A 12678-nucleotide genomic window follows, 5' to 3' on the forward strand; every position below is an offset into this window, starting at 1 on the left:
TGGCCGGGCTGGGGGCCGGATGTGTGTGGGAGGAGCCGCGGTGGTGTGCGAGTCCGGCGGCTGACTTCGGCGCCATGTGCGGCGCCTAGTTTTTCGCCACGGCCTCGGTTTCCGTCGGCGGCCCGCCGGCCGCATCGTTCCGGCTCCACCCACCCCCAAGCGACCGATACAACGCCACCGCCGCCAGCGCATGCTCGCGCTTGACCTGGTTGAGCGAATCCGAATCGCGCAGATACACCTCCTGCGCCGACAGCACGTCCAGGAAGTCGGTCGCGCCGCCCTTATAAAGCTGATTCGCCAACCCGAGCGCTTTATCGGAAGCCGCCAATGCACTATCGAGCCGCCGCGTCGCCTCATCGGAGCTGACGAGATTCGCGCGCGCATCCTCGACTTCCCGCAGCGCTTGCAGCATCGTCTGCCGCAACCCGAGTTCCGACTCGCGCATCCGGCTTTCGCTCTGCGAGATATCGGCGGTAATCCGCCCCGCATTGAAGATCGGGCTCGTCGCACTCAGCGCCGCGCTGAACAGGTTATCGGTCAACGTCGGCAACCCGAGATACGAAGCCGCCAGAATTCCGTCCGTGAGGTTCAGCGAAAACTTCGGATACCGCTCGGCCTTCGCCACGCCCACTTGCGCCGCACGCCGCTCGACTCGAGCGTAGGCAGTCAGCACGTCGGGCCGCCGCAACAACGCTTGCGAAGGCAACGTCCCCGGCGCGCCGACCGGCGGCGCGGGAATCTCGCCGGCCCGCGCCAGCACGAGCCGATCGACCGATTCCGGCGTCCGCCCGGAATACACGGCGATCAGATTCAGTTGATGCGAAATCTGCGCCTGCGTCGGCGGAATCCGCGCTTCGAGCGCATCGAGTTGATTCTGCGCGCGCGTCACGTCGAGCTCCGTCGACAGCCCGAACGCCTGCCGCTTGCGCGTGAGTTCGAGCGCATGCTGCCGGATCTTCGCGTTGTCCTGCAGGATCTTCAATTCCTGCTGGGCCCAGCGCAGATCGACATACGCGGCTGCCGTATCGGCCGCGAGCGCGAGCCGCATCGCATCTTCCGCGTGCTTCTGCCCGACCCACTCCGCTTGAGCGGCCAGCAAATCGAGCCGTTCGCCGCCGAACACATCGGGCGACCAGCTCAGCGCGAGCCCCGCGCCGGCCTGCCGCACATAACCGAGCGGCGGCGGCGTGTTCTGCCGCGCGTCGGCCGCATGCGCGGTCGCGTCGAGTTCGGGCAGCAACACCGCGCGCTTCTGCACGGTCAGCGCCTGCGCCTGCTTCACGCGTTCGGCGGCGGCCTGCAGATCGAGGTTGCCGTCGAGCACGGTCGCGATCAGCCGGTCGAGCACGGGGTCGTGGAATTGCGCCCACCAGGCGGCGGCGTCAACTTCCGCGCGCGGCACGTCGGTATCCCATGCGGTGGGCGCAAGCGTCTGAACCGATTCGTTCAGCGCCGGATGCTGCGCGGGCTGCACCGCACACCCGGCGGCGAATGCGCTGACGGCCAGCGCGACGAGTAGCTTCTTCATGATGATGATCCCTGGGCCTCAGTGCGCGTCCGGCGGCGGCGCGTTCAACGTGATGGGTTTGGAAAACACGACGGCAAGCAGCGCGACGACGAAACACAGCGACAGCGCGTAGTACGCATCCGCATAGGTCAGCGTCAGCGCTTCGCGATAGATCAGCCGGTGCAGGTTCGCGAGCCCGGCCTGCGCGGTATTCAGCGTATTGCCGGCCACCGATCCCCAGTACGCGGCCTGGCGGTCGAGCAGCGACGCGACCTGCGGTTCGCCGGCGCTCACGTGCTCGTTCAGCCGCAGGTAATGAAAATTCAGCCGGTCGTTGAGCATCGTCGCGCTCACCGCGATACCGATCGCGCCGCCGAGGTTGCGCATCAGATTGAACAGGCCACTCGCCGATTTCAGCCGCGACTGCGGCAGCGAGCCGAGCGCCATCGTCACGATCGGCGGCACGCTGAACTGCTGGCCGATGCCGCGCAGCGCCTGCGGCAGCAGCAGTTCCTGCCAGCCCCAGTCGTGCGTGATCGGCGTGTACAGGTAGCACCCGAGGCCGAAGCAGATCAGCCCGAACACGAGCAACGCCCGCATGCTGACGTAGCGCGCGGCGAACGCATACGCGCACAGCGCGATCAACTGGAACGCGCCGACCGACAGCAGCGCGATGCCGATCTGCAGCGAGCTGAACGCACGGACCTGCGCGAGAAACAGCGGCGTGAGGAACACGGTCACGAAGATCCCGATGCCGGTCACGAACGACAGCAGGCTGCCGATCCCGAAGTTGCGCACGGCGAGCGCGCGCAGGTCGACGATCGGATCTTTCGCGGTCAGCGCATGCACGATGAACAGGAAGCCGCAGATGCCGGAGATCCACGCGCAGACCACGATCGCGTCGTCGCCGAACCAGTTCTTGCGCGGGCCTTCCTCGAGCACGTATTCGAGGCAGCCGAGGAAGCCCGACATCAGCACGATGCCGAGATAGTCGCCGCGCTTGACGAGGCTGAGGTCGGGCGCGTCGATATGCACGTAGCGCGGCACGAGCGCGGCCACCGCGATGCCGGGCACGAGGTTCAGGTAGAACAGCCAGTGCCACGACCATTGGTCGGTGATCCAGCCGCCGATCACGGGGCCGATCGCCGGCGCGAGCGACGCGAGCGCGCCGATGGTCGTCGATGCGATCAGCCGCTGCTTGCCGGGGAACAGCACGAACGCGGTGGTGAACACGGTCGGGATCATCGCGGCGCCAAGCGCGCCCTGCATCCCGCGAAACAGGATCATCGAATTGATGTCCCACGCGAGCCCGCACAGCATGCTGGTGATCGTGAAGCCGACGGCCGACGCGACGAACAGCCAGCGCGTCGACATCACCTTCGACAGCCAGCCCGACATCGGGATCACGATGATCTCGGCGATCAGGTACGCGGTCTGCACCCACGACAGTTCGTCCTGGCTCGCGGACAGCCCGCCGCCGATGTCGCGCAGCGACGACGCGACGATCTGGATGTCGAGCGTCGCCATGAAGAAGCCGACGCACATCAGCGCGAACGCGAACACGCGTTGTTTGGTCGGTTGCGACGCGGGGTCGCCGGAAAACGCGGTGGTCATCGTCGGCTCCCGCTCAGTGCTGGTGGTCGGTATGCACGGTCACGACCGCGGACAGCCCCGGGCGCAGCACGTGCTCGATGCCCGGCTGCGGATCGAGATGCACGCGCACGGGCACGCGCTGGACGATTTTCGTGAAGTTGCCGGTCGCGTTCTCGGGCGGCAGCACGCTGAAGGTCGCGCCGGTCGCGGGGGCGAGGCTGTCGACGCGGCCATGCAGGCGCGTGCTCGACGCATCGAGCGCGACGTCGACGCGGTCGCCCGCGCGCATCTTGCGAAGCTGGTCTTCCTTGAAGTTCGCATCGATCCACAGCCCGGAGGCCGGCACGACGGTCAGCAGCGGCACGCCGACGTTCGCGAGCATCCCGACGCGGCCCGTGCGGTTGCCGACGTAACCGTCGACCGGCGAGCGGATCGTCGTGTATTCGACGTTGAGCGCCGCGACGCGCTGCGCGGCGAGTGCGGTGTTCACGCGGGCCCGCGCATCGGCGAGCTGCGCGCCGAGCACGTCGAGCTGCCGCTTCGACGCGAGCAGCGCGGCGTCGCTGCGTTCGACGGCCGCGCCGGCCTTCGAATAATCGGCGTCCGCGCGCTCGACGATCTGGTTCGATACGGCATCCGATTTCACGAGCTCGCGATAGCGCACGCGATCCGATGCGGCGCGCGTCAGTTCGGCTGACGACGCGTTCTTGTCCGCCGCGTGCTGGCCGATCACCGCGTATTGCAGTTGCTGCTTCGCTTCGAGTTCGGTCACGGCGGAGCGCGCGCTGTCGACTTCGGCGCTGGCCTGCGCGAGCTTCGCGTCGTAGTCGCGCGCATCGAGCTGCACGAGCACGTCGCCGGCCTTCACGCGCTGGTTGTCGGTCACGAGAATCTTGTCGACGAAGCCGTTGACCTTCGGCGCGAGCACCGTCACGTCGCCGCCGACATACGCGTCGTCGGTGCTTTCCTGAAAGCGCAGCACGAACAGCCAATCGAGCGCGGCGGCCGCGACCACGACGACGACGGCGCCCACCGCGATGCGCATCCACGGCACGCGGCGTTGTTGCTTCGCGGGCCGCTCGGTTGTGGCTGCTTCGCGTGACGAGGCAGCGGCTTGGGTCGTATCCATCGAATCACCTATGTATATGCACTAATCAAAACGATCGACGACGTCGTGTCGATCGGGAAAAGGGTTAGCGTTCCGGCAGGTTGTGCGTGATCCGGAACAATTCGTCTCTGAGGCGGGCCGCCTGCGTCGACCCGAAGCACCGCTCGAACGCTTCCTGTGCGGCGAGCCAGTGCACGTGCGCGTCGGCCACCTTCGTTTCGCCGTGCGCGGTCAGTGCGAACGTCTGACCGCGGCACGGCGGCTCGATCCGCCCCGTCACCAGCGCCGCGCCGACGAGCGGCTTGAGCGCGCGCAGCAGCGCGGTGCGTTCGATCACCAGCACGTTCGACAGCGTCGCCATCGTCAGGCCGGGTCGCTCGCGCAGCAGCGCGAGGATGCTGTATTGCGACGGCGTCACGCCCGCTCGCGACAGGTAACGCTCGTAGAACTGCGAGATTCGCCGGGCGGCTTGCCGGACCGCGAAGCAATCGTCATCGGTGAGCGTGGTATTGTGCATGTGCACATGTTAGGCGGCGGGGCGGGGCGAAGCGAGGAGCGGGACAGGATCAGATTGGTGTCGTGGCTGTACCAATCGGCGTCGGAAAGGCGCGCTCGCGCCGGTCACGCCGCGGCCGGAACGATCCAGCCTTCTCGGTCGCAGTACGCGGCCGTGTAGTCGATAAATGCCTTCACCTTCGCGGGCAGCAGCGCGCGGTTCGCGTATGCGAGCTTGATTTCGACGAACGCATCGACGAGATCGGCGTCTTCCAGCAACTGCACGAGCGCGCCTGACGCGAGTTGTGCCTCGACGAGCGTTTTCGGGACGACGCCGATGCCGAAGTCGTGCATCACCATTTCGCGGTTGAAAACGGGGCTGTTCGACGAGATGTCGAAGCGGAACGGCACGGTGAGCATGTTGCCGTCGACACGGAACGACAGCGCCGGCCGGCGCAGCGACGGCGAGATCGGCACGAACGGATGATTCGCGAGGTCGGCGGGCGTCTCGGGGCGCGCATGCGTTTGCAGATACGCAGGCGTCGCGACGATCACGACCGGAATGCGCTCGACCAGCCGCACGACGGTCGACTCGCTCGTCAGCATGTACGGCACGACGATGCCGATGTCGTAGCCTTCGCCGACCAGATCGACCGGGCGCTCGGTCAGCGTGACGTCGAGGCGCACGTTCGGGTGTGCGCGCTTGAAGCCGGCGATCAGCGGCACGAGCCGGTTCAGCGCGGCCGTCGTATGGGCCACGAGGCGCAGCAGGCCCTCGGGCTCGCGCGTGTGCGTCTGCGCTTCCACTTCGAGCGCGTCGAGTTCGTCGAGCACGGCCGCGCACCGCTCGTAGATGCGCTCGGCCGTTTCGGTCAGCGACACCTGGCGCGTGGTCCGGTGCAGCAGCCGGCTGCCGAAACGCGCCTCCAGATCCGCGACCGCGCGCGATACGACCGGCCGCGCGAGGCCGTGCATGTCGGCGGCGCGCGTGAAGCTGCGCATCTCCACCACCGACCGGAAGATGCGCAGCTTGTCGATGTAGTCCATGTCCGTCTCCTTGACGCGATGGCCGGCCCGGCCATGTTACGGCGGAGTGTACATTGACTTTATGCATATGCACATATAGATTCGGAAACATGAACGACATTCCGATTTCCGAGGCGTGCAACTGCCTCGCGCTGCGTCAGGCGGCGCGCTTCGTCACGCAACTGTACGAACGCCATCTGGCCCCGGTCGGCGTCACGCCGGCCCAGTTCTCGATCATGGTGAACCTCAAACGCCGGCCCGGCCTGCTGATGAGCGAACTCGCCGATGCGCTGGTGATGGATCGCACGACGTTGCTGCGTGCGCTGAAGCCGTTGCAGCGCGACGGTTTCGTCGCCACGGCGGCGTCCGAGCACGATGCGCGTGCGCACGCGCTGCACCTCACGAAGCTCGGCGAGCGCACGTTCGCGCAGGCGACAGTCGCGTGGCAGGCCGCGCAGGACGAATTCGACACGCAGTTCGGCCGCGATCGCGCGAAGGCGTTGCGCGCGGAGCTGTTCAGCCTGACGGCGGAACGTTAGGCGAGGGGCGGGTGGGGCGGCCGGGCGATCAACTGGTATGGAATTCGAGCCATTGGCAGACTTAAAAGCGGTCGGTTGCAAAAATTGGTTTCACTGATGTCCGGATTGAATGAAATCTGGACAGTTTTTGTTTCCAGTTGTAGAGTCCTCTGACTGATTCCATGAGCCGGCGCCGCCGCGCCGGTCGGCACGCGTCACGAGGAGCAACCGATGCTGCAGTTGAGTGACCGCGACGACGCCATGTTGCGCGGGGATTTCGGGCACGGCGTCGCCCGCGCGATGCGGATCGTCGCGCGCACCGCGCAAGTGATGTCCGCGCCGCACCTGATCGACATTACGTCTGCCCATATCGACGGCTGTCTGTATCACGGCCAGACGAGCCTCGATTTCGTCGACTATTTCGTCGACACGGGCGCGAAGGTCGCGGTGCCGACCACGTTGAACGTCGGGTCGCTCGACCTGATCCATCCCGAGCTGTATCACGGCGATCGCACGATCCAGCGCGATGCGCAGCGCCTGATGGACGCGCATGTGCTGCTCGGCTGCGAATCGAGCTTCACGTGCGCGCCGTATCAACTGAAGAATCGTCCCGCGCTGGGCGAGCAGATCGCATGGGCCGAATCGAATGCGATCGTGTTCGCGAATTCGGTGCTCGGCGCGCGCACGAGCCGCTACGGCGATTTTCTCGACCTGGCCGCCGCGATCACCGGGCGCGCGCCGTATGCGGGGCTGCATGTCGATGCGAACCGCGCCGCGCGGATCGTGTTCAATGCGCCGGATTTCACCGGCCTGCCGTCGCGCGACATCTATTTCGCCGCGCTCGGTTTGACGGTCGGCAAGCTCGCGGGCGCGGTCGTGCCGGCGATCGTCGGGCTACCCGCGGACACCACCGAGGACGAGCTCAAGGCGCTCGGCGCGGCCGCCGCATCGAGCGGGGCCGTCGCGCTGTTTCATGCGGTCGGCGTGACGCCCGAGGCGCCGACGCTCGACGCAGCATTGCACGGGCGCGCCGCGCAACGCACGATCGATATCGCGATGGCCGATCTCGACGAGATTCGCCGCACGCTGAATCACGGCGCGGCCGGCGACGCGCTGGTCGCGGTCGCGCTCGGCACGCCGCATTTCTCGCTGGCCGAATTTCGCACGCTCGACACGTTGCTCGACGCGTTCGACGGCAAGCCGGCCTGCGATTTCTACGTGAACACGAGCCGCTTCATTCTGTGGGAGCTGGAGGAAGCCGGCCTCGCGGAGAAATTCGCCGCGCGCGGCGTCCAGATCGTCGTCGATACCTGCACGTACATCACGCCGGTGATGAAGCGGTTGTCGGGACTGGTGATGACCAATTCGGGGAAATGGGCGTCGTATGCGCCCGCGAACATCGGCGTGACGGTCGCGTACGGCAGCATGCGCGAATGCGTGCGGTCCGCGTACGAAGGCAAGGTGCGATTCGATGACTGAAGCGATGGATAAATTCCTGACGGGCGACACGCTCGTGCCGGGCAGCGTGTGCGCGCGGCCGTTCGTCCTCGACAAGCCGCTCAGCTTCTGGGGCGGCTACGACTCGGGCGCGGGCAGGATCGTCGATCGCGGGCATCCGCAGGCCGGCGCGAGCCTTGCCGGCAAGGTGATGGTGATGCCGCACGCGAAGGGATCGAGTTCGAGCAGCAGCGTGCTCGCGGAAGCGGTGCGCAACGGCACCGGGCCGGTCGGGATCGTGCTGAAGGAGCGCGACCTGATCATCTCGATCGGCGCGATCGTGGCCGCCGAGCTGTATGCGATTGCGGTGCCGGTGGTGTGCGTGAGCGACGATGTGTACGACGCGATCGCCGCTGCCACGGGCGACGTGCGGATCGAAGCGGGCGAGGGGGACGGCGGCGCGCGGGTTTATATCGGTCGTTGATACGCCGAGCGCTCGTCGTTCGCGTCAGAGGAAGCGAATGTTTCGCGTCTCGGCGCTCGCGAGCGACAGCGCACGGCGGGCGGCATTCATCTCGCGCCTGCCGCCGGGCTGCTTGAGCCGCCGGATTTCGGGCCACACGACGACGCCGAACACGGCGCGCAGCATCGCGCTCAGCACGAAAAAGCCGATCGCGGTTGCACCGAACGCCATCGATATGTCGAGCATGCCGTCCGTGCTGCGTTGCACCGCGGACAGGATGCCGGTGACGCAGAGGATGACGCACAGCATGCCGATCGTAACGAACGTATCGGTGCGTGCACCGGCGACTTGCGCGGTTCGAACGAGATACACGGAGCCGTCGGTGACGTTCCGGATGCCGTAGAGGCGGGCGCGATCCCCGCTTCGCGCGTACGCCACGGTCAGCCGGTCGCCGGCGACGATGAACAGGCTTCGCGTGCTGTCCGTCCTGACGGTGAGCAGCGCGTCGAACGTGTCGAGTTGCAGCGCGATTTCCTCGATGCTTTGCGTGGTCCAGCCGAGGTTGTTGCTCCAGACCTTCGTACTGATCGTCGTCTGGCTGACGGACGTCACGCAGCCGGATGCGATCTGCATGGTGCGATCGGTCATGCGTTGCTCCGTTCCGCGGTGAAACGGGCCGGTTCGGATTGCCACTTCTCGTAGGCCTCGCGCCGCTGCGGCTGAAAAGCCAGTTCGGACAGGCCGGCAATCGCGAGCAAAGTACCCAGCATGCTGATGATGCTCACGAACACGTTGATGGCGCCGACGAGTGCCCAGCCCTGTTTGAATATGGCGGCCCCGCTCAGCAGGCTCAGTATGAAGATGCATGACGCCCACGTGAGCAGCGACAGATTGCTGTTCCTTTGGCTGAACGCATCGTAAGGCGCGATCGCCACGTCATCGCTTCTGATCCATGCGATCCGGCGACGCCCGCGATCGTCGAAGATGCACGCGCGCACGGCCATCCCGGGCTTCAGTTGATCGACCTGCTTGAACGCCTCCGCGTCGATATCGTAGGCCGCGATGAAGTAGCAGGCGTCCTGCATCGTCAGGCGGTAAAGCGGCACTTTCTTGATGTCGGCTTCGATACGAATGAGATTCGTATCGATACGGTCGATCGTCGACTCGATCAGGGTAGTGTGATTGCGCATAGGCAGGACGGGGCACCGGTGTGGCATTGATCATACCGATGAAACTGCGGGCAGGCATCTCGTGCCGACGGCATCCGGGCGTCACTCGCGTGCAGCACCCGCAGCCGCTTCCCGAAACGCGCTCGGCGTCTGCCCGGCCCAGCGCCGGAACGCACGCGTGAAATTCGCCGGGTCGGTGAACTGCAGCCGTTCGGCGATCGTTTTCAGATCGAGATCCGACGCGGCGAGCAACTGCCTCGCGTCGCGAAACCGCGCTTCGTCGAGCAATTGCCGATAGCTCGATCCGGCTTCTTCCAGCCGGCGCCGCAGCGTGCGCGTCGACACGAGCAGCGCGTCGGCGAGCATGTCCGGCCCCGGATAATCGCCGGCGGCGCGCGCCAGTTCCGCCCGCACGCGCTCGACCAGATCGCCTTCCTCCTGCCGCACCTGCGCATATTCGCGCTCGACCTGCACGAGCGCCTGCCGGTGCGCGACTTCGTCGGCGAGCGGCAGCGGCCAGTCGAGCACGTCGCGCGCGATCCACACCGAGTTGGCCGCGCAGCTGAATGCCACCGGCGGCAACGTATCGCGATAGCGCGCGAAATACGCGGGCTCCGGCCACGCGAATTGCAGCCTGATCGGCGGCGACGCACGCCCGGACCATTGCGAGACGTTCTGCGCGAGCCCCGTCAGCACGAACTCGAACATCACGTGATGCTGCAGCACGGGGTTCGCCTGCACACCGTGCAACTCGAGCGTCGCGCCGCGCCCGTCTTCCGCATAGGTCAGCCGGTACTGGCGATTGCGCATCCGGAAGTAGCGCTGCGTGACCGACAGCGCTTCGCGGATGTCCCGCGCGGTCAGCGTCGCGTAGCCGAGAAAGCCGTGCACGGTCGGTTTCAACAGTAGCCCGAACGCGAGCCCGATGCCCGGATCGCCGCCGATTTCGATCGCGTTGAGCACCAGCCGCCCCCATTGCGACGGCGCGACGCGCGCGTCCGGCTCGGCCAGCACCGCGTCGCGCAGGCCCGTGCCGGCGCGCACGGCGGCCAGGTCGACGCCGCGCGCGGCCAGCGCCTGCAGCAGCAGACGCGGATAGGCGACCGGAATCGTTGGCCGGCGCAGCCCGAGGCGATCCTTTCGAGACGGGGAAGTCATGTCGATTTGGCCGGAAATGACAAGCATTATGGCTGTTTGCCCCCTCACGTTCAAGGCAGCGCGCGCCTACGATGGCAGGCATCGCTTATTGGCCGAATCATCATGACGACACCCTTTCCCCACCTGCTCGCACCGCTCGATCTCGGCTTCACGACGCTGAAGAATCGCGTGCTGATGGGCTCGATGCACACGGGCCTCGAGGACAGCCGCAAGACGCTGCCGCGCCTCGCCGAATATTTCGCCGAGCGCGCGCGCGGCGGGGTCGGCCTGATCGTGACGGGCGGCTTCGCGCCGAACGTGGCCGGCTGGACCAAGCCGTTCGGCGGCACGCTGATGACGTCGGCCGCCGCGCGCCGGCATCGCGAGATCACGGATGCCGTGCATGCGGAGGACGGCAAGATCGCGCTGCAGATCCTGCATACGGGGCGCTACGGTTATCACCCGTTCGCGGTCGCGCCGTCGAAGATCAAGTCGCCGATCTCGCCGTTCGCACCGCATGAACTGAGCGCGCGCGGCGTCGAGCGGCAGATCCGCGCGTTCGTGCGCTGCGCGAAGCTGGCGCGCGAGGCCGGTTACGACGGCGTCGAGATCATGGGCTCTGAGGGCTACCTGATCAACCAGTTCATCTCGATGCATACGAACAAGCGCACCGACCAGTGGGGCGGCTCGTACGAGAACCGCATCCGCTTGCCGATCGAGATCGTCGAGCGCACGCGCGAAGCGGTCGGCCGCGACTTCATCCTGATCTACCGGCTGTCGATGCTCGACCTGATTCCGGACGGCAGCGACTGGCGCGAAACCGTGCAGCTTGCGAAGGCGGTCGAGCGCGCGGGCGCGACCATCATCAACACGGGGATCGGCTGGCACGAGGCGCGCGTGCCGACGATCGCGACGTCGGTGCCGCGCGGCGCGTTCGCGTGGGTGACGAAGAAGATGAAGGGCGAGGTCGGCATCCCGCTCGTGACGACCAACCGGATCAACCGGCCCGAAGTGGCCGAGCAGATTCTCGCGGACGGCTGCGCGGACATGGTGTCGATGGCGCGCCCGCTGCTCGCGGATGCCGAGTTCGTCGTCAAGGCCGCGCAGGGTCGCGCCGACGAGATCAACACCTGCATCGGCTGCAACCAGGCGTGTCTCGACCACGCGTTCAAGAACAAGATCGCATCGTGTCTGCTGAATCCGCGCGCGTGCCACGAGACGGAACTGAAATACACGCCCGCGCCGCAGCCGAAGCGAATCGCGGTGGTCGGCGCGGGGCCGGCCGGGCTCGCGTGCTCGACCGTGCTCGCGCAGCGCGGCCATCAGGTCGACCTGTTCGACGGCGCGGCGGAGATCGGCGGCCAGTTCAACATGGCGAAGCGGATTCCGGGGAAGGAGGAGTTTCACGAAGCGTTGAGCTACTTTGGCCGGCAGGTGGAACTGACCGGCGTGAAGCTGCACCTGAACCGCCGCGTCGACGCGAGCGACCTGATCGCGGGCGGCTACGACGAGATCGTGCTCGCAACGGGCGTCGCGCCGCGCGACCCGAAGATTCCGGGGCAGGACGGGCCGAACGTGCTCAGCTATATCGACGTGCTCGCGCGCAAACAGCCGGTCGGCCGGCGGGTCGCGGTGGTCGGCGCAGGCGGGATCGGCTTCGATGTCGCCGAATATCTGGTGCAGGACGGCGAATCGCCAGCCCTCGATCTGGACGCATGGAAGGCCGAGTGGGGTGTGACCGACCCGGCCGCGACGCGCGGCGGCGTGACGCGGGCGCAGGTGTCGGCGCCGGCGCGGGAAGTGACGCTGTTGCAGCGCAAGGCCGCGCCGCTCGGCAAGGGGCTCGGCAAGACGACCGGCTGGATTCACCGTGCGACGCTGAAGATGAAGCAGGTGAAGATGATCGGCGGCGTGAACTACGAGCGGATCGACGCGCGCGGGCTGCATGTGTCGTACGGTGAGCAACGCACCGATCACGAACTGATCGAAGCCGATACGATCGTGCTCTGCACGGGGCAGGAGCCGCAGCGCGCGTTGCTCGCGCCGCTGCAGGCGGCCGGGCGCTCGGTGCACCTGATCGGCGGCGCGGAACTGGCCGCCGAACTCGATGCGAAGCGGGCGATCGATCAGGGGGCGCGGCTCGCGGCGCGGTTGTAACGGGCGGGCGCCGCGATGGTCATTGGGTCGTCGCAGCGTGGCGATGATCCGTCGTTGCGCAACGCGCA

At 66.9% G+C, this 12678-nt stretch carries 12 protein-coding genes; 4 read left to right on the forward strand and 8 right to left on the reverse strand.

The window, feature by feature from the left end:
• Positions 1–85: 85 nt before the first annotated feature.
• From CFB81_RS18305 to CFB81_RS18325, 5 genes are all read right to left on the reverse strand, one after another.
• Complete coding sequence (locus tag CFB81_RS18305; protein WP_089436102.1) at positions 86–1528, reverse strand: efflux transporter outer membrane subunit; 1443 nt, start codon at positions 1526–1528, stop codon at positions 86–88.
• An 18-nt stretch (positions 1529–1546) separates the two neighbouring features.
• Positions 1547–3121: a DHA2 family efflux MFS transporter permease subunit gene (locus tag CFB81_RS18310; RefSeq protein ID WP_069618609.1), complete on the reverse strand. Its 1575-nt coding sequence runs from the start codon at positions 3119–3121 to the stop codon at positions 1547–1549.
• Between the two features lie 13 nt (positions 3122–3134).
• Positions 3135–4229 carry an HlyD family secretion protein gene (locus CFB81_RS18315; protein ID WP_089436103.1) on the reverse strand — a complete coding sequence of 365 codons (1095 nt, stop codon included), beginning with the start codon at positions 4227–4229 and terminating at the stop codon, positions 3135–3137.
• Positions 4230–4293: 64 nt separating this feature from the next.
• A complete protein-coding gene (locus CFB81_RS18320; RefSeq protein ID WP_089436104.1) occupies positions 4294–4725 on the reverse strand; it encodes a MarR family winged helix-turn-helix transcriptional regulator in 432 nt (143 codons plus the stop codon).
• A 104-nt stretch (positions 4726–4829) separates the two neighbouring features.
• Positions 4830–5750, reverse strand: coding sequence for a LysR family transcriptional regulator (locus CFB81_RS18325; protein WP_089436105.1), 921 nt, complete (start codon positions 5748–5750; stop codon positions 4830–4832).
• 89 nt (positions 5751–5839) lie between these two features.
• Here CFB81_RS18325 and CFB81_RS18330 point away from each other — a divergent pair, with 89 nt between their 5' ends.
• From CFB81_RS18330 to CFB81_RS18340, 3 genes are all read left to right on the forward strand, one after another.
• Positions 5840–6268, forward strand: a complete 429-nt coding sequence (locus tag CFB81_RS18330) for a MarR family winged helix-turn-helix transcriptional regulator (RefSeq protein ID WP_069618606.1) — start codon at positions 5840–5842, stop codon at positions 6266–6268.
• Positions 6269–6478: 210 nt separating this feature from the next.
• On the forward strand, positions 6479–7726 hold the full coding sequence (locus CFB81_RS18335; protein WP_089436106.1) for an aconitase X: 1248 nt from the start codon (positions 6479–6481) through the stop codon (positions 7724–7726).
• The gene (locus CFB81_RS18340) at positions 7719–8168 is read left to right on the forward strand and encodes an aconitase X swivel domain-containing protein (RefSeq protein ID WP_089436107.1); all 450 of its coding nucleotides are present in this window, start codon (positions 7719–7721) and stop codon (positions 8166–8168) included. Before CFB81_RS18335 ends, CFB81_RS18340 begins: the two co-directional genes overlap by 8 nt.
• Positions 8169–8192: 24 nt before the next feature.
• On the opposite strand, the gene CFB81_RS18345 is transcribed toward CFB81_RS18340, so the two are convergent.
• From CFB81_RS18345 to CFB81_RS18350, 3 genes are all read right to left on the reverse strand, one after another.
• Positions 8193–8795 carry a hypothetical protein gene (locus CFB81_RS18345; RefSeq protein WP_179236004.1) on the reverse strand — a complete coding sequence of 201 codons (603 nt, stop codon included), beginning with the start codon at positions 8793–8795 and terminating at the stop codon, positions 8193–8195.
• Complete coding sequence (locus tag CFB81_RS36175) at positions 8792–9337, reverse strand: hypothetical protein (RefSeq protein WP_069618602.1); 546 nt, start codon at positions 9335–9337, stop codon at positions 8792–8794. Before CFB81_RS36175 ends, CFB81_RS18345 begins: the two co-directional genes overlap by 4 nt.
• Before the next feature lie 81 nt (positions 9338–9418).
• Positions 9419–10501: an AraC family transcriptional regulator gene (locus tag CFB81_RS18350; protein WP_089436109.1), complete on the reverse strand. Its 1083-nt coding sequence runs from the start codon at positions 10499–10501 to the stop codon at positions 9419–9421.
• 75 nt (positions 10502–10576) lie between these two features.
• Here CFB81_RS18350 and CFB81_RS18355 point away from each other — a divergent pair, with 75 nt between their 5' ends.
• Positions 10577–12610, forward strand: a complete 2034-nt coding sequence (locus CFB81_RS18355; RefSeq protein ID WP_089436110.1) for an NADPH-dependent 2,4-dienoyl-CoA reductase — start codon at positions 10577–10579, stop codon at positions 12608–12610.
• The last annotated feature ends 68 nt before the right edge of the window (positions 12611–12678 follow it).

This window comes from Burkholderia sp. AU28863, assembly GCF_002223195.1.
GTDB lineage: Bacteria > Pseudomonadota > Gammaproteobacteria > Burkholderiales > Burkholderiaceae > Burkholderia > Burkholderia sola.